Below are 22625 nucleotides of genomic sequence, written 5' to 3' on the forward strand. Positions count from 1 at the left end.
TCAAGGAAAGATTAAATCCCATCTCCACCGATAAATCGGTGTCCACGACCATTAAAATTTTGGTCCATATCTTCAGCTGGTTTATCGGATTTTGGCTTACCGGTAATTTTGGCAGGAACGCCAGCAACAGTGGTGTGTGGTAGTACTTCTTGCAATACCACAGAACAAGAGCCAATTTTCGCGCCCTCTCCCACTTCAATATTACCGAGAACCTTAGCGCCAGCACCAATCATAACCCCTTCACGAATCTTAGGGTGACGATCACCACCTTCCTTACCCGTACCGCCCAGAGTGACATCCTGCAAGATAGAAACGTCGTTTTCGACCACGGCTGTCTCACCAATCACAATGCCGGTGGCGTGGTCTAACATAATCGCTTTACCTATTTGCGCCGCAGGATGAATATCAACCTGACAAGCTACCGATATTTGGTTTTGCAGGTAAGTCGCCAGTGCAATCCGACCTTCCTTCCATAGCCAGTTAGCAATACGATAGCCCTGCAGTGCGTGATAGCCCTTTAAATACAATAAAGGAATAGAATACATCTCTACCGCAGGATCTCGATTAACCGTTGCACAAATATCACAAGCAGCCGAATCAGTAATGCTTGGGTCAGCGGCTAGGGCTTCATCAATAACATCACGAACCCCCATTGCTGGCATACTTGCTGTTTTTAATTTATTGGCAAGAATGTAACTCAGCGCAGCCGCAAAACTATCATGATTGATGATGGTTGCGTGATAAAAGCTAGCCAACATAGGCTCTTGTTCAGCTTGTTCGCGAGCCTCTTTAACGATGCATTGCCACACCGCATTAGATTCACACTCATCCATTGCAAAAATCCTTTTTAATTGTATTTATCGCTCTGATTTTTTATCACGGGCTAGTAGATCTTGAGCTGCTGCTCTGGCATCTTTACCCTGATAGAGAACTTGATAAATTTGATCAACGATTGGCATTTCTACCCCTTCGCGTCCCGCTAGCATCCATACTTCTTTAGTATTTCTGTAACCTTCGACAACCTGGCCGATCTCTTGTTGCGCAGTGTCTACATCTTGCCCTTTACCTAAGGCTAACCCAAAGCGACGGTTTCGAGACTGGTTATCAGTACAAGTTAAGACTAAATCGCCTAAGCCTGCCATCCCCATAAAGGTTTCAGGTTTTGCACCAAGGGCTGCGCCTAAACGCGTCATTTCAGCAAGGCCACGAGTAATAAGCGCGGTGCGAGCATTCGCGCCAAAGCCAATACCATCAGAGATGCCTGCACCAATCGCAATGACATTTTTCACTGCGCCGCCAAGCTGCATACCAATAAAGTCATCATTGGCGTACACACGGAACGATTTGCTACAGTGAATTTTTTCTTGTAAGTCAGTTGCAAAAGCAGGATCAGAAGAGGCAACCGCGATTGCAGTCGGTAAACCCATGGCTAATTCTTTGGCAAATGTAGGACCTGACAATACGGCTAAAGGATAGTCATCACCCAACTTTTCTTGAGCAACATCTTTTAGCAAACGGCCTGTTTCAGGCTCTAGCCCTTTTGTTGCCCAGCAAATACGAGCATCCGATTTTAAGTGTGGCTTCAAGCTATCGAGTACGATACCGAACACATGACTTGGCACAACCACTAAAAGATCACGATTTGCGGCAACCGCTTTTTCTAGATCACATTCAACAATCAGTGAATCAGGAAAGGGAACGTCGGGTAAAAACTCTTTATTCATACGGTCCGCTTGTAGCTTCTGCATATGTTGTTTTTCATGACCCCAGATCACCACTTTGGCGCCATTACGAGCGAGAGAGATCGCCAATGACGTACCATAAGAACCAGCACCAATGACGGTCATTGATACATCCTTTAGCTCACAATTTGATGATTCCATATTCCAATCCATAATACGTTGTGAAAGTTATTAGCTCAACTCAGCTAATTATTGAACGATAGTATAAATAAAAAATGCACAGCGCATCAGATAATTAGATGCAGTGTGCACTTATATTTCTAAGTAAATTCAATCGAGAAGACTGAATCTATCTCTAATTATGCGTCAGCTTGAGGCTGCTCTTCTTGTTGCTGTTGGCTTTGTAGGTAGTTCATGAACAACGCATCAAAGTTTACAGGTGCAAGGTTTAGCTGAGGGAAAGTACCTTTAACCACTAGGCTTGAGATAGTTTCACGAGCGTAAGGGAACAGGATGTTAGGGCAGAATGCACCTAGGCAATGTGCTAGTTGTCCTGGTTCCATTTCTTCTGCTGTGAAGATACCTGCTTGTTGGATTTCACAAAGGAAAGCAGTTTCTTCTGCGTTTTTAACTGTCACAGTTAGACGAAGAACAACTTCATATACGCCTTCACCTAGTTGAGCACTTTTAGTGTCTAGGTCTAGGTTTACATCTGGTTGCCATTCTTTTTGAAACATTGTTGGAGAGTTTGGCGCTTCAAAAGAAAGATCTTTTAAGAATACACGTTGAATAGTGAAGTTTTGTTGTGGATTTTGAGTTGCTGCTGCTTCAGACATTTTGTTATTCCTTAATTTGTATATCTTTGCATTGGGCACTTATGAGTTATGTGCCCAATCATTTAATTATTCAGTAAGAGCTTTTTGCTTTTTCTTTTTGCGTGGCTCTTTTTTAGCACGCACTAACGGTAGATTTGCATCACTCCAAGAAGATAAGCCGTGTTTCAAAATGAATACTTGTTCGAAACCAGCTTTAGCAAGTAAGTTAGCGTTTTCAACCGCAGTTTGACCTGTTTTACATACCACAATGATTGGGTCGCTTTTCTTATTTTCAAGCGAACCCCAAGTACCTTCTTTGATTTCAGACGGTAAAATGTGAACTGAGTCAGTAATATGACCTTTCTTAAACTCATCCTTGGTACGAATGTCGACTACCACACCATTTTCACGGTTGATTAGTAACGTCAAAGCCTGAGTATCAACTTCTTTATATCCAGCGGTTGTAGATTTGAAGATGTTCATCACCAAGGCCACAATAATACCAGCCCAAACTACACACAGAATCATGTTCTGGCGAACGAATTCGAATATTTCTTGCATCGTCGGATACTCTTTTTAATTCATAAAACAAAAATTTAACCGGCAGTATACCATTACAAACGCAGGATGCGAGATGAGCCCAAGTGTGATTGCTTTTTAAAAAGGAAACATAGATCACGAATACAGCACTATTCACGGTTTCTTTTTAAAGCCAAAAGCTAAGTTAAAGCGAATTTTCATAAACTGAAACCGTCTGTGAAATTTAGTTTCTTATAAAGAAGAGACTTCGGACTCAATCCTCCACCATCAACAACAAGAGCAAAATTAAATTGATCTTAAATGGCTTCAATTAAGGTATTCTGTAGTAAAATTACGTTAATTTAAGCTATTTAAAATTTAAATGAGGTCAAATTATGACAGCTAAGAAGCCTATGGCTCTTGTGATCCTTGATGGTTACGGACATCGCGAAGACAAAAACGACAACGCGATTGCTAATGCAAAAACACCCGTTTTAGACAGCCTTATCGCAAATCAACCAAATACTCTTATTGCCGCATCGGGCATTGAAGTGGGTTTACCTGATGGTCAAATGGGTAACTCTGAAGTAGGTCACACCAACATCGGTGCTGGTCGCGTTGTATATCAAGATCTTACTCGCATCACTAAGTCTATCGCTGACAAAGAGTTCCAACAAAATGAAACTCTTGTAAATGCTATGGATAAAGCGATCAAATCTGGTAACGCTGTTCATATCCTAGGTCTACTTTCTCCAGGTGGCGTTCACAGCCATGAAGACCACATCTATGCCGCTATCGAAATGGCAGCAGAACGTGGCGCAGAAAAGATTTACCTACACGGTTTCCTAGACGGACGCGACACACCACCTCGCTCAGCTGAAGGTTCTCTACAACGTTTCCAAGCGTTGTTTGCAAAACTAGGCAAAGGTCGCGTTGCTTCTCTTGTTGGTCGTTACTACTCAATGGATCGTGATAACAACTGGGATCGCGTTCAACAATCTTATGACCTTCTAACTGAAGCAAAATCAGAGTTTACTTTTGATGATGCAGTTGCAGGCCTAGAAGCGGCTTACGCTCGTGATGAAAACGATGAGTTTGTTAAACCAACAGAAATCAAAACAAGCACTGACGAATCAGCGGCTATCGTTGATGGCGATGCTGTTATCTTCATGAACTACCGTGCTGACCGTGCTCGTGAGATCACGCGTTGCTTCGTACCATCATTTGATGGTTTTGAGCGCAACACATTCCCAGCAGTTGATTTTGTTATGCTGACTCAATACGCAGCAGACATCCCTCTACTATGTGCGTTCCCACCAGCATCTTTAGAGAATACTTACGGCGAATGGCTTGCAAAAGAAGGCAAAACTCAGCTTCGTATCTCTGAAACTGAAAAATACGCTCACGTAACCTTCTTCTTTAATGGTGGCATTGAAGATGAATTTGCAGGTGAAGATCGTCAAATCGTTGCTTCTCCAAAAGTAGCAACTTACGACCTACAACCTGAAATGAGCTCAACAGAGCTAACTGACAAACTTGTTGTGGCAATTAAGTCAGGCAAATATGACGCGATTATTTGTAACTACCCTAACTGTGACATGGTTGGTCACACCGGTGTTTACAACGCTGCTGTAAAAGCAAGTGAAGCACTAGATGAGTGTGTAGGCCGTGTTGTTGACGCAATTAAAGAAGTTGATGGTCAACTGCTTATCACAGCAGACCACGGTAATGCAGAAATGATGGTTAACCCAGAAACAGGTGGTATCCATACTGCGCATACTAACCTTCCTGTTCCTTTGATCTACGTTGGTAATAAAGACCTAGAATTCAAAGAAAACGGTAAGCTTTCAGATCTTGCACCAACCATGCTAAAACTGACTGATATTGAGATCCCAGCAGAGATGTCTGGTCAGGTTCTTGTAAATCTGAAATAATTTTAGCTTAAATCACTTTGCTACAGTGTATGCTGTAGCAAAGAAGCCAAGATATAAGATTTAGGATGAATCTAATTCCTCAAAAAATATCACGATTAAAAAAATTCAACGCCAGTGTCGCATGCGCTGGCGTTTTGTTATGCCTGTCATCTTCCCTATTTACCGCCACAGTATCTGCTAATACAGAGCAACTGAAAGGGGTAAAAGGTGAAATTACTCGTCAACAAAAAAGCTTGTCGCAGCAGCAAAAAGAGCTGGATAAACTGCAAAAGCGATTAAAAAATGACGAGCTAGCCATTGCAAAAGCAAGTAAGAATCTCACTCAAACACGCTCTTCCTTAAAACGTTCTGAAGCTAATCTCAAAATTTATGATAAGCAGCATCAACAATTACTAGATAAGACAAAATCTCAAGCTGATGCTTTGCAAAAGCTAGTGAAGTCTTACTACATGATGCAAACCAACGCTAAAATCGAAAGCTTCTTAAGCCATGAGAGTACCGAAGAGAAAGATAGAATTAGCCAGTATTATCAATACTTAGCTAAGCAACGTGCGGCAACCATTACTGAACTGCAAAATACTAACAATCAGTTAGAACAAAAAAATCAGCAGTTAGTCGCAGAGCAAAAGCAGATAGAATCCTTACTCAATGAGCAAACCAAACTGCTCAGTAAATTAAGATCATCTCAAAATAATCGAAAAACCACGGTTAAAAAAATCAAACACGGCATTGCTGGCGATCATGCTTACCTCAATGAGCTCAAACGTAACGAAGCTCGATTGAAAGCAGAAATAGCCAAAGCGGCTAAACGTAATTCTGTGCCTATGGATGGTTTAGCAAAACAAAGAGGTAAGCTGCCTTGGCCGATTAAGGGCCGAATATTACACAATTACGGCACCAAACAAAGTGGTCAAGTGCACTGGAAAGGGCTGGTTATCAAGGCGCAGTATGAACAACCAGTTAAAGCTGTTTATCCAGGCACGGTAGTATTTGCTGATTACTTACGAGGCTACGGCTTAGTGCTACTTCTTGATCACGGTAAAGGCGATATGACCTTATACGGTTATAACCAAGTCCTCACTAAAAAAGAAGGGGATAAAGTGACAGCAGGAGAAACTATTGCCCTTGCTGGTGATACTGGTGGTCGCTCAACTCCTTCAGTTTACTTTGAATTAAGGCGAAATAGTAAAACCCAGAACCCGCGTTCTTGGTTAACTCGCTAAAGACAGAAACGCCAGCTTAAAAGCTGGCGTTTCTGTCTTTAGCAATTGGAAAGGTAGAAATTATTCTACTTCTTCCATTTTGCCTAGCATGTTGCGAATGCGCTCTTGCCACGCATCATGCTCAGCTTGAACTTGTTGTGCACGTTGTTCAGTTTCTACTTTCTCACCACGTAGCTGCTCAGTTTCATTAGCAAGTTGCTGCTTTTGTTCTTTCAGCTCGTCAACTTCCATTTGTAATAGAGTAATTGTATCTACTGCAGTTTGTACTTTGGCTTCTAATTTTTCTAACACTTCTAAAGACATCATGGCCTACCTAATTCGTTATCCATATATTAAAGACTGGCTTCCTAACCATTCTAACCACACCTATGTATATAAACACACCTAAAAATTTAATTCCGTTCTAAATGCCCAAAAAAAATACGATTCTAATCAAATCCTGACAATAGCAAACCATTTGGCTCGATTCACAAGCTTTGTTACAAAGCAAAATTAGCCAATATCAAATCATAGGCGGAAAGTTGAGCAAATTAAGCAAACGTTACCGTCAAGGTATGATAAGATCTCGGCGATTTTTTGAACCCTCTTAATTGGAGTCGATATGAAGCGCGATTTAGCGATAGCATTTTCTCGTGTAACAGAAGGCGCAGCTCTAGCTGGCTATAAATGGCTTGGGCGCGGAGACAAGAATGCGGCCGATGGTGCGGCTGTTGAAGTCATGCGAACCTTACTGAATAAAACAGAAATTAGCGGTGAGATTGTTATTGGTGAAGGCGAGATTGATGACGCGCCTATGCTATATATCGGCGAACATGTTGGTATTGGCGGTGATGCTGTAGATATCGCAGTCGACCCTATCGAGGGCACTCGCATGACAGCTATGGGGCAGTCAAATGCATTGGCTGTATTAGCCGCGGGTGAAAAAGGCAGCTTCCTGAAAGCTCCTGATATGTACATGGAAAAACTAGTTGTCGGCCCTGGCGCTAAAGGGGTTATTGATTTAACTAAGCCTCTTACTGAAAACTTAGTCAATGTTGCTAAGGCTTTAGGTAAAGAGCTGCATGAGCTAACGGTTATTACACTAGCTAAACCACGCCACGATCAAGTTATTACCGACATGCAAGCTATGGGTGTTCGCGTTTTTGCTGTGCCAGATGGTGATGTTGCAGCGTCTATCTTAACTTGTATGCCAGACAGTGAAGTCGACATGATGTACTGCATTGGCGGTGCACCAGAAGGCGTTGTTTCTGCCGCTGTTATTCGCGCACTTGATGGTGATATGCAAGCTCGTCTTCTACCTCGTAATGAAGTGAAAGGCGATACTGAAGAAAACCGCATCCACGGCAATGAAGAGCTAAAACGCTGTGCTGAGATGGGCGTAGAAGCTAATGTACTGCTCACCATGTCTGACATGGCTCGCAGTGATAATGTTGTATTTGCTGCTACCGGTATTACAAAAGGTGACTTACTAGAAGGTATTACTCGCCAAGGCAATATCGCGACAACTGAAACACTGTTGGTTCGTGGTCGTTGCCGTACTATCCGTCGCATCAAGTCGATTCATTATCTTGAGCGCAAGGATGACGAAATTAAAGAGCATATCCTTTAATTCAAGCATTAAAGAACGCAGCCATGGCTGCGTTCTTTTTAGTTTTTGAAAGGCTCACCGTAATCATTTTTAGTATCACTGCCTTTTAAGAAGCCACACTCTACTAATATCCACAGTCCACAAACTAAAGCTATCAACGATAAAACTCGTGACATCCCTTCCCCAGTTTCGGCCTGCGCAGAAAAAGGCACTAACAATCGTCCGATAATAAGCGGGATATTAAGAAGCAATAGTCGGTTTGACTTATTGCGATCATGCCAGCGTTTAGCTGTTACCGCTAAATCTGGGTATAGCAATAGCAGAGACATCACCGGTATAGCGTATAAAGCTGCGGTTGATGATATTTGTGCGAGCGCTGAACCTACCATCGACAAAAAAAGATAGTAGCTAATATTCCAAATCCAGAACTGCTTGCGGCCAATACGACCGTTAAATGAAAGTAATAAAAACCTAAAGTCCATGCTAGTACCTAAATATTGGTTTGCTTATAAAAACACTCTGCGTCCATCTCTCTAATATTAACGGTTAAGCTTCCAACCCAACTGGCTTGCTCTGTCAGTAATTGAAAAATACCGTGAGATAATAGTTTCTTCTGTTCTGTCGTTCTGCCACCAAGCAGCTCAACCGTGACATGAATAAAATCATGTTGGTCTTCACTATCTCCAATTAGCCATGAATGGCAACGTAAGGGTCTGGATTTTATAGAGTTAATTTCAAATAAATCACTTTCGATCATTACTTGATGCATATCTTGCAATAGAGAGTGGGTATTTAATCTGCCCTCTAAAGCATCTGTGTATTCCATTACTAAACTCGGCATTGTGAAGCCTCCTTGCATCATAGACCATACACTAACTGCATATTCATTCGCTAAGTTAAGCTTCGTTTTTGCCAATGAGATCACCCACGATTCATAGATTAAATTTTCGTGTGTAAGATTTGATTGCTTTCATGATCTCATAACTTTTATCTGTTATATTCTTTACATCTACAACGTATATTTTTTACTATTTTAGAAGGGAGTATTTTATGCGTCATCCTGTAGTTATGGGGAACTGGAAATTAAACGGCACTAAAGAAATGGTTGTCGACTTGCTAACTGGCTTAAATACTGAGCTAGAAGGTGTAACAGGTGTTGATGTGGCAGTTGCTCCACCAGCACTGTTTATTGACTTAACTGAGCGCACTCTTACCGATGCAGGTAGTGCTATCATTTTAGGTGCACAAAACACTGACGTGAATAATCAAGGTGCTTTTACTGGTGATCTATCACCAGCAATGTTGAAAGAGTTTGGGGCAACTCATATCATCATTGGTCACTCTGAGCGTCGTGAATACCATGAAGAATCAGATGAGTTTGTAGCTAAGAAATTCGCATTCCTAAAAGAAAACGGCTTAACTCCTGTTCTATGTATCGGTGAGTCTGACGCACAAAACGAAGCTGGCGAAACAGAAGCAGTATGTGCTCGTCAAATTGACGCAGTAATTAACCTATTAGGTGCTGAAGCACTTAATGGCGCAATCATCGCTTACGAACCAATCTGGGCTATCGGTACCGGTAAAGCGGCTACTGCTGATGATGCACAGCGCATCCACGCTTCTATTCGTGCTCACATCGCTGAGAAAAACGAAGAAGTGGCTAAAAATATTGTTATTCAATACGGCGGCTCAGTTAAACCAGAAAATGCAGCAGCATACTTTGCTCAACCAGACATCGATGGTGCTCTAGTGGGCGGCGCGGCTCTTGATGCGAAAAGCTTTGCAGCTATCGCAAAAGCAGCAGCTGAAGCAAAAGCTTAATCACAATTAAGTTGTGACAAGTTAATCAAAGGTCAGCCTAAGCTGACCTTTTTTATGTCGGTATAAAAACAAAAACCGCTACACATAGGCAGCGGTTTTCTTTATATAATTAACAGTATTTAGAATTGTTAATTAGAACAGCTCATCTGCAACGGTATAGAGGTCGCTACGAACAGGACGACGCATATTTTCAATTGCATCGATAATATCGTGGTGAACTAGCTCTTCTTTTTGAATACCAACACAGCGTCCGCCATGTCCTTCCAATAGAAGATGAACCGCATAGTTACCCATTCTAGAGGCTAATACACGGTCAAAAGCAGTTGGTCGGCCACCACGTTGAATGTGCCCAAGAACCGTGGCGCGAGTTTCACGACCTGTTGCTGCTTCAATATCTTTCGCAAGATCGTTGGCATCAAACATAAGTTCGGTTAAAGCCACAATTGCGTGCTTTTTACCTTTAGCAATGCCTTCTTCTATGCTCTGAATCAGCTCTTCTTTACTCCACTGACGCTCAGGAGTAATGATGTATTCACAGCCACCCGCAATCGCTGACATTAAGGTTAAATCACCACAGTGACGACCCATAATTTCAACAATCGAGATACGCTGATGCGAAGACGATGTATCACGTAGACGGTCAATCGCATCAATAACAGTGTTAAGAGCTGTTAAATAGCCGATAGTGTAGTCTGTACCCGCAATATCATTATCAATCGTGCCCGGTAGGCCGATACAAGGATAGCCCATTTCAGTAAGTTTCTTCGCACCCATGTACGAACCATCACCACCGACAACGACTAGTGCTTCAATACCATGCTCTTTAAGGTTTTCAATCGCTTTAGCACGTACAGCTTCATCTCTAAACTCAGGAAAACGTGCTGAACCTAAAAATGTACCGCCTTTGTTGATCACATCAGAGACACTTGAACGATCCAGTTTTTCGATGCGGTTTTCATACAAACCTTGGTAGCCATCATAAATACCAAAAACTTCAATCCCTTTTGATAATGCGGTGCGTACAACCCCTCGTACAGCAGCGTTCATTCCGGGTGCGTCACCACCACTTGTTAGTACACCAATTTTTTTAACCATGTTGCCCCTCAACTATTGGGATAGATCTAATTTATAATTTAAATTTGCCTTGTCATCGGCAGAAATACTGGCCACTCAGCTAAAGCTCCCTTCCTAGCTTTAGCAAGTAACACTAAATATTTTTCTTGATAAGAGTATTACAGTTTCCTTTATAGTTAAGATTGATTCAAATCAGAATCTGAAAACTTAGCTACCATCGAATAAAGACAGATGATCTGGCTAAATTTCACTCTATACTTGGTGTTTAACACTACCACCAAATGAGTTAACTATTATATTTGCTAATTACAGACATCGGATCTTGGTGTATCAGTACATCACACCCTTGAAAACGTTCCTGTAATTTACTTTCAACCTTATCAGCGATTATATGAGCTTCCATTAAAGGAAGAAGATCATCAAGTTCTAGATGTAACTGAATAAAACGAGTCGGCCCTGACATGCGTGTTCTCAAGTCATGAATGCCGTGCACTTCATCCACCGAAGTCGCAATCTCTTCTATCTCTACTAATTCAGAATCAGGAAGTTGTCGGTCAAGTAGCACTTGCACCGCTTCTGAGATCATTTTATAAGCGCTGAACAGAATAAACACACCGATACCGATAGCAAATACAGCATCAGCCTGCCCCATACCAAACATACTCAATACTAATGCCAATAAGATGGCAGCATTCATATAAAGGTCAGTTTGATAGTGCAGTGAATCGGCTGCTATCGCTTGGCTGCCTGTTTTTCTTACCACGTGCTTTTGGAAAGTTACCAAGGCAAATGTCACAGCCATGGCAAATAAACTAACGTAAATACCAAGCTCTGGCTGATTAAGTTCATGGGGACGGAAGAAACGATCAAAGCCATTTAGAATCAAAAAGAACGCCGACCCTGAAATAAACATGGATTGTGCCAGTGCGGCTAAAGATTCCGCCTTACCATGGCCAAAAGTATGCTCATCATCAGCAGGCTGCAGGGCGTATTTCAATACCACTAGGTTAATGGTTGATGCCGCAATATCTAGCAGTGAATCCACGACCGAGGCCAGTAAACTTACCGAACCTGTAATCCACCAAATAGCAATCTTCACGATTAGCAATAAAGTTGCAACCAATGTGGCTGACCACGCAGCAATGGTGACTAATTTTTTATACTCTGGGCTCATAATTTTTGACGAAATAAATTTGTACAAAGTATACACCGAAACATAACAGGGATGTAATACTCGGCAAAAGACAAGATCAAGGAAAGTGACATGAAGAAGTGGCTGAAAAATCTACTCAATCGATACGATGCTTGGTGCATCGAGTTGGGGTTAACGCCTGAGCATAAGCGTAGTTGCGTTGCTTATCGCTCCGAGCCTAACGACAAAAAGCGCAACCCTTGAGGGTTACGCTTGATATTTTTCACTAATTTAAATGCAGTAATGCCACTTTAATAAAAAATTACTGGCTGTCTTGTTTAGACATTTTCTTTTCCATCTTTTTGTCCATTTTGTTCTGCATTTTTTGTTCGCACTTAGCGGTTCGTTCCGCACCTTTATCTACAAGTTGCTGTTTTTGAGCATCCGTTAATACACTCATCATACGCTGTGTGGTACGCATTTTTTCAACATGCATTTGCGTGCGTTCTGCCACCATAGAAGCGGCTAGTTCATTGGCTTTTGCTTCATCAAAGTTAGGTGCAAGAACCAATTGCTGTTCTTGGGCTTTCATCTCTTTCTTCATTTCGCGGTTAGCATCACGCTTGCCTTTTTTAGACGCTTTCACTTCATCGCGAATTGTTTTTAATTCTGTTTTTTGTGCATCAGTAAGGTCTAAACCACGAAATGCACTTTTACCGTCCAAGTTCATTTCACAAGTTGGTCCGCCTTTATGGCCTCTGTCGCCACCTTTCTTGCCATTAGCAAGTACCGATGCACTACCTAAAGTCAATGGAACCATCATTGCTACTGCTAACCATTTTTTATTCATTGTCATGATACATACCTCGATAATTTAGACATTGCCTACTGTTTTCAGCAGATGCATTTAGAATAATAGCTAGGTTGTAAAGTGCGGTATGTAAAATGTAAAGATAAGTAAAGCCATTCCACGCTTTATACAATCCTCGTACAATCTAATTATCAAAGATAGCAGTAAAAGTGAGAGTTAATTGATGCCACATATATTATTGGTCGACGACGATACAGAACTAACCGCCCTATTAGAGGATATATTGACCTATGAGGGTTTTACTATTTCTATCGCGAACAATGGCATCGAAGGACTGAGTGCGGTCAGCGAAAGTATTGACCTAATTTTACTCGATATAATGATGCCAAAAATGAATGGCATGGAGATGCTGAAACTGCTCCGAGAAAACTGGCAAACACCGGTGCTCTTTCTTACTGCAAAAGGTGAAGAAATTGATCGAGTGATTGGATTAGAATTAGGGGCCGATGACTTTTTACCAAAGCCATTTAGTGACCGAGAACTACTGGCAAGAATTCGAGCTATATTACGCCGCACCCAACATGCCCCAGTATCCTCACAGCCAGAGAATAGCAGCACTACTGATATCAGCATCAATCCCAGCGCTCAAGAAGCTTATTGCCAAGATACTTTACTCGATTTAACCAGCACCGAATTTGCCCTTTTAGAATACTTCCTAAACCATCCAGGAACGATATTAACTAAAGAAAGCATTAGCCAAACTGTGCTTGGTAAACGCTTAGCCGCATTTGATAGAGCAGTCGATATGCACGTATCAAATCTACGCAAGAAATTACCAGAAAGAGAAGATGAGAAACCTCGCATTAAAACCCTGCGAGGCAAAGGTTACTTATTTGTCGAGACAAGCAAATGAACATCTTCAAATTCAATAGCCTTTATGGGCGTATTTTTGCCATTTTCTGGCTGACGATTCTCATCGTGCTACTGACAATGATCGGCTTTCAAAAACTCGATCCACGAGAACCACATGCTATTAATCAAGATTCACTCAATAAGATAAGCCATTTAGTACATCGTGTTGAAAATGATCTCAATGCCGACCCTGACCCCATCAATGCATTAAAATCTCTAGAAAAACGTCGATTTAGCGGCAAGAAATTTCGCCTTTACTTGGCTGATAGTGAAGGAAATTTAATTAGTAAAGAACATGGAATGCGACGCCAAGCGCTGCAATCTATGGCCGCGCAGTACAATGATGCCTTGCAACCTAGCCAAAAACTCTTTGATCGCTATATGGTGGCAGGACCATTTCCTATCTTAATCAATGAGGTTAACTATCGAGGCTATATAGGATTTATCGTCAAACGACCACCGCCATTACTATTATCTCTGTTAGACGCCCCGTTTAAATTAATGTTGTTTATCATGCTTATCAGTACACCATTACTGTTACTTTCTGCTTGGCGTTTAAGCCTACCAGCAAGACGACTTGAGCATGCGGCAAAACGTGTGACACAAGGTGTTTTTGAAGTCGACCCTAGCCTTGAACAAGGCACTAGTGAATTTAAACAAACAGGGGCAAGCTTTAACCAAATGGTGTTATCCGTTAATCAGATGGTCTCTGGGCAACAAAAGCTTCTATCCGATATCTCCCATGAACTTCGCTCTCCTCTTACTCGCTTAAGAATGGCCAACGCACTCGCCACCAGAAAACAAGGCGCTTCCAAAGAGCTAGAGCGCATTGAAACTGAGTCTGAAAGATTAGAGCAAATGATTAAAGACCTTTTAAATTTGTCTCGAATGCAAATCGACAGTCATCATAATCGGGTGCAAGTTAATGCACCTTTATTGTGGAATGAGATTTTATTAGATGCGAAATTTGAAGCAGAGCAAAATCAAATCAGCTTAAACTACCAAGCCATTCCTAATGTTTCATTATTCGGTAGCCAGAAGTTACTGGTCAGTGCTTTTGAAAATATCGTGCGCAATGCCATTCGCTATGGACAATCCAAAATCGAAGTATCATTTTCTGTCGCAGAAGGTCAATTAACCTTTGTGGTTGAAGACGATGGACAAGGTGTACCAGAAGATGAACTGAACAATATTTTCCGTCCCTTCTATCGCGTATCAACCGCAAGAGATCGAGAAAGTGGTGGTACGGGTTTAGGCTTGGCGATTACGGAAAATGCCGTTCTTCAGCATAACGGGACGATTAAAGCGGCATCAAGCCCTTCCCTTGGAGGCTTACAAATGACGGTACAGCTTCCTATCTCGGAATAAATTAAGCCAATATGGTCGGCAGTACATTCCAAATGTGTTTGGGTATATACTGCCTCCATTCAACTTACAGATAGTGATTGCTTAATGTTTGACATCGCCTTATACGAACCAGAAATCGCGCCTAATACAGGCAACATCATTCGACTTTGCGCAAATTGCGGCGCTAACTTACATCTTATTGAGCCGTTAGGGTTTGATTTAGACGAAAAGAAAGTAAGACGTGCAGGCCTAGATTATCATGATCTTGCTCGTGTAAAACTGCATAAAAACTATCAAGCTTTCATCGACTTTTTAAATGAGCGAGATGGTGAGTATCGTATCTTTGCTTGTACAACGAAAACCACTGGGCATCATGTCGACGCTCAATATCAGCAAGGTGATGTATTACTTTTTGGGCCAGAAACACGAGGCTTACCTGCAGACTTAATCGAAGCTTTACCTATGCAGCAAAGAGTTCGTATTCCTATGGTTGCAGATAGTCGCTCACTTAATCTATCTAATGCAGTGGCTATTATTGTATTTGAAGCGTGGCGTCAGATGGGATTTGAAGGCGCTGTATAAAACAGCCCCTTCTTCTTTTATATATTCTAGATTCTAATTTATATAGAAGCTAATTCAGACGGTCTTTATCTTGACCGTCTTTTTCCTCAAATTCACCTTCAAACACATTGCCATCATCTTTGCTTTTCTCTGCAAATGGGTTTTGCTGAAAGTTAGCATTTTGAAAACCAGAGTTCATACCATTCATTTTTACTTTCTTCATCAACTGCTGAGCAATGATTGCTCTAGGTTTTGGTAATAGCACCAACATACCTAAACAGTCAGTCATAAAGCCAGGGGTAAGCAGAAGTACACCTGCAATGGCTAACATCACTCCTTCAATAATTTGTTGAGCGGGCATTTCTCCTTGTTGAAGGCGAGACTGCACCGACAGCAGAGTCGCAAGACCTTGACTACGAACCAAGGATGCACCGATAAACGCGGTCAAGATGCACAAAAATATCGTCGGCCAAACACCCAGAAATCCACCTACATGAATAAATAGACTAATCTCGACTATTGGCACCAATATAAATAACAACAATAAAATAAGAAACACATATCCTCCTCAGAATCAGACGCTCAGTTTAAGCTCAAAAAGGGTACAAGCTCAATTAATATCTGGCGGATATTGAGCAAGCAGATGTAATTACACCTTGTTAATGAAAGAGTCAGAGATCCATCAACAAAATGAGCTATTTTTACATGACAAAAGTGATCTATTCATGAGTTTTTCTGGACGATTTTAGTATGATGAAACTTCATAAAATCTAGTCTGATTTTAAAAAAGTAGCTGAATGGACGCACGAACAGCATTGGTCTCACTCACAAGCACCAGCTGTCAATATAATCCCAAAATAAAGGTCCATACGATGACGACAACTCCTACTCTAGCAGCAACTCGTATAGAAGAAGATCTTCTTGGCCAACGTCATGTCCCAGCAGAAGCTTACTATGGCATTCATACTCTACGCGCAATAGAAAACTTCAACATTTCAACAATGACCATTTCTGATGTGCCAGAGTTTGTGCGTGGTATGGTCATGACCAAAAAAGCAGCTGCGATTGCCAATAAAGAACTGTGCGTAATTCAGCCAGATGTGGCCAAGCACATTATCCAAGCATGTGATTTAATCCTAGATACAGGCTGCTGTATGGATCAATTCCCTTCAGATGTATTTCAAGGCGGCGCAGGCACTTCAGTCAATATGAATGCCAATGAGGTCATTGCAAACCTAGCACTAGAATTAATGGGTAAAGAAAAAGGCCAATATGACATTATTAACCCTAATGATGATGTCAACAAAAGCCAATCAACAAACTGTGCCTACCCTACCGGATTTCGTATCGCCGTTTATAACAGCGTCAATAAACTGATTGAAGCCATCGAATACCTAAAAGGGGCTTTTGATGCGAAAAGTGAGAAATTTAACAAGATACTAAAAATGGGACGTACACAGCTACAAGATGCTGTGCCTATGACTGTCGGCCAAGAGTTTCGCGCATGGTCTGTGACCCTTTCAGAAGAAATTAGAAATCTACAATACACCGCAAAGCTATTATTAGAAGTTAACTTAGGTGCAACCGCAATTGGTACTGGTCTAAATGCTGCCGAAGGCTATCAAGATCTAGCGGTGAAAGCTTTAGCCGAAGTAACTGGGCTGGAATGTGTTGCAGCAGAAGATCTTATCGAAGCTACTTCAGATTGTGGCGCTTATGTCATGATGCATGGTGCATTAAAGCGTCTTGCGGTGAAGTTATCTAAAATTTGTAATGATTTACGTCTATTATCATCAGGACCTCGTGCAGGTTTTAATGAACTTAATTTGCCTGAACTTCAAGCTGGATCATCAATCATGCCAGCAAAAGTAAACCCTGTAGTGCCGGAAGTGGTCAATCAAGTTTGCTTTAAAGTTCTAGGTAACGATAATACGATTTCATTTGCAGCCGAAGGTGGTCAGTTACAGCTTAATGTTATGGAACCGGTTATCGCTCAAAGCATGTTTGAGTCACTAGAAATTCTAACTAATGCTTCGATTAACCTACGCGACAAATGCATTGATGGCATCACAGTAAATAAAGAAGTCTGTGAAAGTCATGTCTTCAATTCAATCGGTATCGTGACTTATTTAAATCCATACATTGGGCATCACGAAGGCGATATCGTTGGGAAAATCTGTGCTGAGACAGGCAAAAATGTACGCGAAGTTGTGCTAGAGAGAAACCTTCTTACAGAGGCTGAACTCGAAGAGATTTTCTCTGTTGAGAACCTAATGAAGCCTCAAGATAGGGCAAAACGCTTTTCCTAACTTTTTGCTATTAACTTAGCCAAATTTTAGTCATAGAAAAAACAATAAATGCATGCCTGATTTAACGATCAGGCATGCATTTCAATATTTAAAGCATCAGGCAATTTTTTATGTTTGAGCACAAATACTCACTTTAATTACGTAAGGAAATCCATCATGGTAATGATAGAACTGCTTGTTGTTCTAATGTTTATATACATAGGTGCCAGAATTGGCGGCATCGGTATCGGCTTAGCCGGTGGCCTCGGTGTCATTGCTCTGTCCCTCGTACTTGGCGTCCCAACTAGCCAGAGCTACATCCCCGTTGATGTTATCTTAATTATTATGTCGGTTATCACTGCAATTGCAGCAATGCAGGTTGCAGGCGGTATGGACTGGTTAGTGCAAATTGCCGAAAACTTTCTGCGCAAAAACCCAGAGAGAATTACTTTCTATGCGCCGATAGTGACTTTCTTAATGACACTAATGGCAGGTACTGGACATACTGCATTCTCAACACTGCCTGTAATTGCAGAAGTTGCAAAAGGCCAAGGTATTCGCCCTTCTAGACCCCTTTCTATTGCTGTAGTTGCTTCTCAAATTGCAATCACTGCATCTCCAATCTCTGCCGCTGTTGTGGCATTCTCGGCAATGCTAGAGCCTCTAGGTGTTGGCTATCTCACTCTTCTTGCGATTTGTATTCCGACCACATTTATCGCCTGTATGGTAGGTGCATTTGTTGCCAACTTCATCGGTTGCCCATTAAAAGACGATCCTGTTTATCAAGAGCGTTTAGAGCAAGGTCTTATCAAGCTGGATACCACTAGCAAGCGTGAGATCCTGCCAACGGCAAAACGTGCTACTTTCATTTTCCTAGGTGCCATTACATTTGTGGTTTTATACGCAGCCGCAATTTCACACTCTGTTGGTTTGATTGAGAACCCCGCTCTAGGTCGTAACGAAGCTATCATGACAGTGATGCTTGGTGCGGCGGCAATTATTGTTCTAACAACAAAAATTGATGCTTCACTTATTCCTGCCGCGGCAACTTTCCGCTCAGGTATGACCGCATGTGTGTGTGTACTTGGTGTGGCTTGGCTTGGCTCAACGTTTGTCAACGCACACGTTGATGGCATTAAAGAACTAGCAAGCTCACTGCTTACTGATTACCCATGGATGCTCGCACTTGTTTTATTCTGCGCTTCTATGTTGTTGTACTCTCAAGGCGCAACAACCGTTGCTCTTATGCCAGCAGCACTTGCAATTGGCGTTGCACCTTTAACTGCCGTTGCTTCTTTTGCAGCCGTAAGTGCTCTGTTTGTTCTACCAACCTACCCTACGCTTTTAGCCGCGGTAGAAATGGATGACACTGGCTCAACACGAATTGGTAAATATGTCTTCAACCACCCGTTCTTCCTTCCGGGTGTGGCGACAATCACAACATCAGTAACGTTAGGCTTTACCTTCGGTAGCTTCTTCATCTAAACATCTGTTTGTTGTCACGATAAAGTTCCCACCTTATTAAGGAGTGCCATAGTGCACTCCTTATTTTTTGAAAACCTGCCAAGCCACCCAGAAAAGTAATAAGCTCTTGATAGTCTGTAGGCTAACGAAACTTATTCCGCTACTATCAGGTCTACTAGTTATCTGAACTTAATTTATACACTACTATGCGCGCAGTCTTACTTTCATTATTGTTCCTTTGTTTCTCGCAAACAGCCCTAGCTGCATTCAACAGCGACTCAACTTCTACGGCTCAAAATAACTTTGAACAAGCCAGTTTTGGTCAGTCTGATTTTGTGCGTGTTGATCAAGCTTTTCCTTTTGATTTTATTCAGCAAGATAACCAAGTCCAACTCAATTGGCAGGTAGCAGACGGCTATTATCTTTATCAATCACGATTTCATGTCACGGCCAATAATGCCAGCTTAGGTGAGTTGTCACTAAAAGATGGAACGCCGTATCAAGATGAGTTTTTTGGTCTGGTAAACATTTATACAGAGCCTGTTACTATTACCGTTCCCATCACAGCTCAAAATGATAATGCGCAGCTTGTCGTTCAGTTTCAAGGGTGCGCTAAAGCAGGGTTTTGTTATCCGCCAGAAACCAAAATCATTGATCTTCAGCCCACAACTGGCGCAAGCGCAGTCTCCACTAGCAAAAATAACACCGCTGCAATCAAGCAAACCGCTACCACTGATACCAACCAAGCCTCGCTACCAAAAAGCGAAAGCGACATGGCGGCTATGCTAGGTGATTCAATTTGGACACCGCTCATATTCTTAGCATTAGGTATTGGTCTTGCCTTTACCCCTTGCGTGCTACCTATGTACCCAATTCTAACCAGCATTGTATTGGGTAACGGCAAGCAATCTCACGCTCGCGCTTTATCACTGTCTTTTGTTTATGTACAAGGTATGGCACTGACCTACACACTTTTAGGTTTAGTTGTCGCGTCCGCTGGTATGCAATTTCAAGCGGCATTGCAGCATCCGGTCGTACTGATAACCATTAGTGTACTGTTTGTATTGCTGTCTCTATCTATGTTTGGTTTATACAACCTGCAATTGCCAAGTAGCTTACAAACCAAGCTTAATGAAATCAGTAATCAGCAAAAAGGTGGCCAGTGGTTTGGCGCTTTTGCGATGGGTGTTATTTCGGGACTGGTTTGCTCACCCTGCACCACCGCGCCGCTCTCTGGAGCGTTATTGTATGTGGCGCAAACAGGCGACCTATTTACCGGCGCAATCACTCTATATGCTCTAGCACTTGGAATGGGTATACCGCTTATTACCCTTGCAGTGTTTGGCAACCGTTTCCTACCCAAAGCCGGCTTATGGATGGATAAAGTCAAAGTACTATTTGGCTTTGTATTACTTGCCGCACCGCTGTTTTTCTTAGAAAGAATCCTTAGCGAACAATGGGTTTCAGCGCTTTGGTCAATTTTAGGCGTAACCTTTTTTGCTTGGCTTTATCACGCAAAAAATCACTTACCATTTGGCAGTTGGAAACAGAGCTTAGTGGGTATTATTGCCGTATTAGGACTCATAGGTTCCGCTCAACCGGTATGGAATAAAATATTGGGCTTAGATAGTCATATCGAAGCGCCTAAAGCGAATATTGAATTTATTAAAGTTTCGACAATTCAAGATCTTCAATATCAACTCGACCAAGCAAAACTGGCCGGAAAACCAGTCATGCTCGACTTTTATGCTGACTGGTGTGTGGCGTGTAAAGAGTTTGAAAAATACACTTTTCATGAAGCCAACGTAGAACAAAAACTACAGCAGTTTGTTTTATTGCAGGCTGATGTGACAAAAAATCAGGCTCAAGATATTCAGCTTCTTGAACATTTGCAGGTGTTAGGACTCCCTACCATCGACTTTTGGGATGCCAACGGACAACGTTTGTCCTCCTCCCGATTGACTGGATTTGTTAAAGCAGAACCTTTTTTAAATCATCTGCAACGCGTTAATCCATAACTGAAAATAATTAACGCTCAAGTGATAAGTAATAGTGATCAGCAATAGTAACAAGCAATAACAGCGCCCATTAATTCATTTAATGGGCGCTTTTTATTGTTCATCGCAGAATGGCGTATAAATAAACATCGATATGACCCAGAGTTTTCATCACTCAATGTTGTTCATTAAACGAAAACTATCAATAATTGAATAGACAATAATTAACGACACGGATAAAAGTGATATGGATGCCACTTACACGATTGTTATCGCGGATGATCACCCGCTATTTAGAAATGCGCTGTTTCAATCGGTGCACATGGCAATTAGTGGCGCAAACTTACTTGAAGCCGACTCACTCACAACCCTACTTGATCTGCTGCGTAAACAAGATGACGTAGACCTTGTGCTGTTAGATTTGAAAATGCCAGGGGCGAACGGCATGTCAGGGTTAATGCAGCTGCGCAGTGAGTTCCCTGATATTGCGGTGGTTGTTATCTCCGCCAGCGAAGAACCCTCAGTGGTTAGCCAAGTGAAAAGTCACGGCGCATTTGGATTTATCCCTAAATCTACCGATATGCGCAGTTTGATTAATGCCCTCAACCAAGTATTAAATGGCGACCCATTTTTCCCCGAAGGGTTAGTTAAACAAGCCGAACAATATAGCGACATCACCGATAAGCTCACCTCACTAACCCCTCAGCAATACAAAGTGCTAGCGATGCTTGCCGACGGTTTGCTGAACAAGCAAATTGCTTATGAGTTGGATGTGTCCGTTGCAACAATCAAAGCGCACATGACCGCTATTTTTAGAAAGCTAGGTGTGACCAACAGAACTCAAGCCGTTATCTTATTACAGCAATCTGAAATCAGCTCTTAGCTCATAGCTCATAGCTGGCAATTCATAGCTACCGATTCATAATGGCGAGTCTATAACGCAAAAATCATAGCCCGAGCAATCAAACTGAGCGATAAAACAATTTATCTAAGCTTAAGAGTATTAGACCTTAGGCTAACATCCTGCGAAACCCAGTTCACACTTCCACACCTAAAAATCATATCTAACTGATTTAATTAAAATTAACACCTACAACCTTCACGACCAAAGTTCAAAAGAGTTATTAGAGCCGCACTGCTATCGTATGCTTGAAACATTTTATTAACAAGCTAGCGTAAGGAGACGGCTATGTCGTTTGAAAGTGAAGAGCGAGCTCAAGCCTACTGGAAGAAAAATGTTCGACTTATGATCAACCTACTGGTGATCTGGTTTGTTGCATCATTTGGCTGCGGTATTTTATTTGTAGATGAACTTAATCAGTTCCAAATCGGTGGGTATAAACTCGGATTTTGGTTTGCACAGCAAGGTGCGATTTACTGTTTCTTAGGCATTATTTTCTACTATTCGTGGAAGATGCGTCAGATTGACCGCGAATTTAACGTAGAAGAATAGGGAG

Annotated in this window: 24 protein-coding genes; 13 read left to right on the forward strand and 11 right to left on the reverse strand. The window is 41.8% G+C overall.

Annotated features, from left to right (window positions below):
• Window positions 1–11: 11 nt before the first annotated feature.
• The 4 genes from cysE to A9260_RS05040 all read right to left on the reverse strand — a co-directional run bounded on the left by cysE (window position 12) and on the right by A9260_RS05040 (window position 3058).
• Window positions 12–833 carry a serine O-acetyltransferase gene (gene cysE, locus A9260_RS05025; protein ID WP_068696814.1) on the reverse strand — a complete coding sequence of 274 codons (822 nt, stop codon included), beginning with the start codon at window positions 831–833 and terminating at the stop codon, window positions 12–14.
• A gap of 24 nt (window positions 834–857) precedes the next feature.
• Window positions 858–1883: an NAD(P)H-dependent glycerol-3-phosphate dehydrogenase gene (gene gpsA, locus A9260_RS05030; RefSeq protein WP_068696816.1), complete on the reverse strand. Its 1026-nt coding sequence runs from the start codon at window positions 1881–1883 to the stop codon at window positions 858–860.
• Window positions 1884–2041: 158 nt separating this feature from the next.
• The gene (gene secB, locus A9260_RS05035) at window positions 2042–2518 is read right to left on the reverse strand and encodes a protein-export chaperone SecB (RefSeq protein ID WP_068696818.1); all 477 of its coding nucleotides are present in this window, start codon (window positions 2516–2518) and stop codon (window positions 2042–2044) included.
• Between the two features lie 66 nt (window positions 2519–2584).
• Window positions 2585–3058 carry a rhodanese-like domain-containing protein gene (locus A9260_RS05040; protein WP_068696820.1) on the reverse strand — a complete coding sequence of 158 codons (474 nt, stop codon included), beginning with the start codon at window positions 3056–3058 and terminating at the stop codon, window positions 2585–2587.
• A 353-nt stretch (window positions 3059–3411) separates the two neighbouring features.
• On the opposite strand from A9260_RS05040, the gene gpmM reads away from it, so the two are divergent.
• Window positions 3412–4950 (forward strand): 2,3-bisphosphoglycerate-independent phosphoglycerate mutase, encoded by a 1539-nt coding sequence (gpmM, locus tag A9260_RS05045; protein WP_068696822.1) that lies wholly within the window; start codon window positions 3412–3414, stop codon window positions 4948–4950.
• Between the two features lie 65 nt (window positions 4951–5015).
• Window positions 5016–6173 (forward strand): murein hydrolase activator EnvC family protein, encoded by a 1158-nt coding sequence (locus A9260_RS05050; RefSeq protein WP_068696824.1) that lies wholly within the window; start codon window positions 5016–5018, stop codon window positions 6171–6173.
• Window positions 6174–6233: 60 nt separating this feature from the next.
• Here the strand turns inward: A9260_RS05050 and zapB are convergent, their stop codons facing one another.
• Window positions 6234–6476: a cell division protein ZapB gene (gene zapB, locus A9260_RS05055; RefSeq protein ID WP_068696826.1), complete on the reverse strand. Its 243-nt coding sequence runs from the start codon at window positions 6474–6476 to the stop codon at window positions 6234–6236.
• 298 nt (window positions 6477–6774) lie between these two features.
• On the opposite strand from zapB, the gene glpX reads away from it, so the two are divergent.
• A complete protein-coding gene (gene glpX, locus A9260_RS05060) occupies window positions 6775–7782 on the forward strand; it encodes a class II fructose-bisphosphatase (protein WP_068696828.1) in 1008 nt (335 codons plus the stop codon).
• A 38-nt stretch (window positions 7783–7820) separates the two neighbouring features.
• On the opposite strand, the gene A9260_RS05065 is transcribed toward glpX, so the two are convergent.
• Window positions 7821–8243 (reverse strand): DUF805 domain-containing protein, encoded by a 423-nt coding sequence (locus A9260_RS05065; protein WP_068696830.1) that lies wholly within the window; start codon window positions 8241–8243, stop codon window positions 7821–7823.
• 8 nt (window positions 8244–8251) lie between these two features.
• On the reverse strand, window positions 8252–8602 hold the full coding sequence (locus tag A9260_RS05070) for a 5-carboxymethyl-2-hydroxymuconate Delta-isomerase (protein WP_068696883.1): 351 nt from the start codon (window positions 8600–8602) through the stop codon (window positions 8252–8254).
• 209 nt (window positions 8603–8811) lie between these two features.
• On the opposite strand from A9260_RS05070, the gene tpiA reads away from it, so the two are divergent.
• Window positions 8812–9582 carry a triose-phosphate isomerase gene (gene tpiA / locus A9260_RS05075; RefSeq protein WP_068696832.1) on the forward strand — a complete coding sequence of 257 codons (771 nt, stop codon included), beginning with the start codon at window positions 8812–8814 and terminating at the stop codon, window positions 9580–9582.
• A 132-nt stretch (window positions 9583–9714) separates the two neighbouring features.
• Here the strand turns inward: tpiA and pfkA are convergent, their stop codons facing one another.
• Complete coding sequence (gene pfkA / locus A9260_RS05080) at window positions 9715–10677, reverse strand: 6-phosphofructokinase (RefSeq protein ID WP_068696834.1); 963 nt, start codon at window positions 10675–10677, stop codon at window positions 9715–9717.
• Between the two features lie 265 nt (window positions 10678–10942).
• Complete coding sequence (gene fieF, locus A9260_RS05085) at window positions 10943–11830, reverse strand: CDF family cation-efflux transporter FieF (RefSeq protein ID WP_068696836.1); 888 nt, start codon at window positions 11828–11830, stop codon at window positions 10943–10945.
• 90 nt (window positions 11831–11920) lie between these two features.
• On the opposite strand from fieF, the gene A9260_RS17000 reads away from it, so the two are divergent.
• Window positions 11921–12052 (forward strand): DUF5363 family protein, encoded by a 132-nt coding sequence (locus A9260_RS17000; RefSeq protein ID WP_197485249.1) that lies wholly within the window; start codon window positions 11921–11923, stop codon window positions 12050–12052.
• 58 nt (window positions 12053–12110) lie between these two features.
• On the opposite strand, the gene A9260_RS05090 is transcribed toward A9260_RS17000, so the two are convergent.
• Window positions 12111–12644, reverse strand: a complete 534-nt coding sequence (locus tag A9260_RS05090; RefSeq protein ID WP_068696838.1) for a Spy/CpxP family protein refolding chaperone — start codon at window positions 12642–12644, stop codon at window positions 12111–12113.
• Window positions 12645–12822: 178 nt separating this feature from the next.
• On the opposite strand from A9260_RS05090, the gene A9260_RS05095 reads away from it, so the two are divergent.
• The 3 genes from A9260_RS05095 (at window position 12823) to trmL (ending at window position 15440) form a co-directional block, all read left to right on the forward strand.
• Window positions 12823–13512, forward strand: a complete 690-nt coding sequence (locus A9260_RS05095) for a response regulator (RefSeq protein ID WP_068696839.1) — start codon at window positions 12823–12825, stop codon at window positions 13510–13512.
• The gene (cpxA, locus tag A9260_RS05100; RefSeq protein WP_068696841.1) at window positions 13509–14879 is read left to right on the forward strand and encodes an envelope stress sensor histidine kinase CpxA; all 1371 of its coding nucleotides are present in this window, start codon (window positions 13509–13511) and stop codon (window positions 14877–14879) included. The genes A9260_RS05095 and cpxA overlap by 4 nt, the downstream gene beginning before the upstream one ends.
• A gap of 84 nt (window positions 14880–14963) precedes the next feature.
• Window positions 14964–15440, forward strand: coding sequence for a tRNA (uridine(34)/cytosine(34)/5-carboxymethylaminomethyluridine(34)-2'-O)-methyltransferase TrmL (trmL, locus tag A9260_RS05105; RefSeq protein WP_068696843.1), 477 nt, complete (start codon window positions 14964–14966; stop codon window positions 15438–15440).
• A 49-nt stretch (window positions 15441–15489) separates the two neighbouring features.
• Here trmL and A9260_RS05110 read toward each other — a convergent pair whose 3' ends face one another.
• Window positions 15490–15978 carry an FxsA family protein gene (locus A9260_RS05110; protein ID WP_068696845.1) on the reverse strand — a complete coding sequence of 163 codons (489 nt, stop codon included), beginning with the start codon at window positions 15976–15978 and terminating at the stop codon, window positions 15490–15492.
• Window positions 15979–16291: 313 nt separating this feature from the next.
• Between A9260_RS05110 and aspA the strand changes: the two genes are divergently transcribed.
• The 5 genes from aspA (at window position 16292) to A9260_RS05135 (ending at window position 22621) form a co-directional block, all read left to right on the forward strand.
• On the forward strand, window positions 16292–17728 hold the full coding sequence (gene aspA, locus A9260_RS05115) for an aspartate ammonia-lyase (protein WP_068696847.1): 1437 nt from the start codon (window positions 16292–16294) through the stop codon (window positions 17726–17728).
• A 156-nt stretch (window positions 17729–17884) separates the two neighbouring features.
• A complete protein-coding gene (locus A9260_RS05120) occupies window positions 17885–19192 on the forward strand; it encodes an anaerobic C4-dicarboxylate transporter (RefSeq protein WP_068696848.1) in 1308 nt (435 codons plus the stop codon).
• 185 nt (window positions 19193–19377) lie between these two features.
• Complete coding sequence (locus A9260_RS05125; RefSeq protein WP_068696850.1) at window positions 19378–21189, forward strand: protein-disulfide reductase DsbD; 1812 nt, start codon at window positions 19378–19380, stop codon at window positions 21187–21189.
• Between the two features lie 226 nt (window positions 21190–21415).
• On the forward strand, window positions 21416–22051 hold the full coding sequence (locus tag A9260_RS05130; RefSeq protein ID WP_068696852.1) for a response regulator transcription factor: 636 nt from the start codon (window positions 21416–21418) through the stop codon (window positions 22049–22051).
• 306 nt (window positions 22052–22357) lie between these two features.
• Complete coding sequence (locus tag A9260_RS05135) at window positions 22358–22621, forward strand: DUF4212 domain-containing protein (RefSeq protein WP_068696853.1); 264 nt, start codon at window positions 22358–22360, stop codon at window positions 22619–22621.
• The last annotated feature ends 4 nt before the right edge of the window (window positions 22622–22625 follow it).

The organism is Vibrio sp. UCD-FRSSP16_30 (genome assembly GCF_001676025.1).
Taxonomy (GTDB): domain Bacteria; phylum Pseudomonadota; class Gammaproteobacteria; order Enterobacterales; family Vibrionaceae; genus Vibrio.

Bases quoted from the DNA above. Each gene is read 5' to 3' on its own strand.
- trmL (WP_068696843.1), top strand. From the start codon at position 14,964: ATGTTTGACATCGCCTTATACGAACCAGAAATCGCGCCTAATACAGGC.
- A9260_RS05125 (WP_068696850.1), top strand. From the start codon at position 19,378: ATGCGCGCAGTCTTACTTTCATTATTGTTCCTTTGTTTCTCGCAAACA.
- A9260_RS17000 (WP_197485249.1), top strand. From the start codon at position 11,921: ATGAAGAAGTGGCTGAAAAATCTACTCAATCGATACGATGCTTGGTGC.
- fieF (WP_068696836.1), bottom strand. From the start codon at position 11,830: ATGAGCCCAGAGTATAAAAAATTAGTCACCATTGCTGCGTGGTCAGCC.
- cpxA (WP_068696841.1), top strand. From the start codon at position 13,509: ATGAACATCTTCAAATTCAATAGCCTTTATGGGCGTATTTTTGCCATT.
- A9260_RS05040 (WP_068696820.1), bottom strand. From the start codon at position 3,058: ATGCAAGAAATATTCGAATTCGTTCGCCAGAACATGATTCTGTGTGTA.
- A9260_RS05090 (WP_068696838.1), bottom strand. From the start codon at position 12,644: ATGACAATGAATAAAAAATGGTTAGCAGTAGCAATGATGGTTCCATTG.
- pfkA (WP_068696834.1), bottom strand. From the start codon at position 10,677: ATGGTTAAAAAAATTGGTGTACTAACAAGTGGTGGTGACGCACCCGGA.
- cysE (WP_068696814.1), bottom strand. From the start codon at position 833: ATGGATGAGTGTGAATCTAATGCGGTGTGGCAATGCATCGTTAAAGAG.
- secB (WP_068696818.1), bottom strand. From the start codon at position 2,518: ATGTCTGAAGCAGCAGCAACTCAAAATCCACAACAAAACTTCACTATT.
- A9260_RS05065 (WP_068696830.1), bottom strand. From the start codon at position 8,243: ATGGACTTTAGGTTTTTATTACTTTCATTTAACGGTCGTATTGGCCGC.
- gpmM (WP_068696822.1), top strand. From the start codon at position 3,412: ATGACAGCTAAGAAGCCTATGGCTCTTGTGATCCTTGATGGTTACGGA.
- A9260_RS05120 (WP_068696848.1), top strand. From the start codon at position 17,885: ATGGTAATGATAGAACTGCTTGTTGTTCTAATGTTTATATACATAGGT.
- A9260_RS05130 (WP_068696852.1), top strand. From the start codon at position 21,416: ATGGATGCCACTTACACGATTGTTATCGCGGATGATCACCCGCTATTT.
- A9260_RS05070 (WP_068696883.1), bottom strand. From the start codon at position 8,602: ATGCCGAGTTTAGTAATGGAATACACAGATGCTTTAGAGGGCAGATTA.
- glpX (WP_068696828.1), top strand. From the start codon at position 6,775: ATGAAGCGCGATTTAGCGATAGCATTTTCTCGTGTAACAGAAGGCGCA.
- A9260_RS05095 (WP_068696839.1), top strand. From the start codon at position 12,823: ATGCCACATATATTATTGGTCGACGACGATACAGAACTAACCGCCCTA.
- zapB (WP_068696826.1), bottom strand. From the start codon at position 6,476: ATGTCTTTAGAAGTGTTAGAAAAATTAGAAGCCAAAGTACAAACTGCA.
- A9260_RS05050 (WP_068696824.1), top strand. From the start codon at position 5,016: ATGAATCTAATTCCTCAAAAAATATCACGATTAAAAAAATTCAACGCC.
- aspA (WP_068696847.1), top strand. From the start codon at position 16,292: ATGACGACAACTCCTACTCTAGCAGCAACTCGTATAGAAGAAGATCTT.
- A9260_RS05135 (WP_068696853.1), top strand. From the start codon at position 22,358: ATGTCGTTTGAAAGTGAAGAGCGAGCTCAAGCCTACTGGAAGAAAAAT.
- tpiA (WP_068696832.1), top strand. From the start codon at position 8,812: ATGCGTCATCCTGTAGTTATGGGGAACTGGAAATTAAACGGCACTAAA.
- gpsA (WP_068696816.1), bottom strand. From the start codon at position 1,883: ATGGAATCATCAAATTGTGAGCTAAAGGATGTATCAATGACCGTCATT.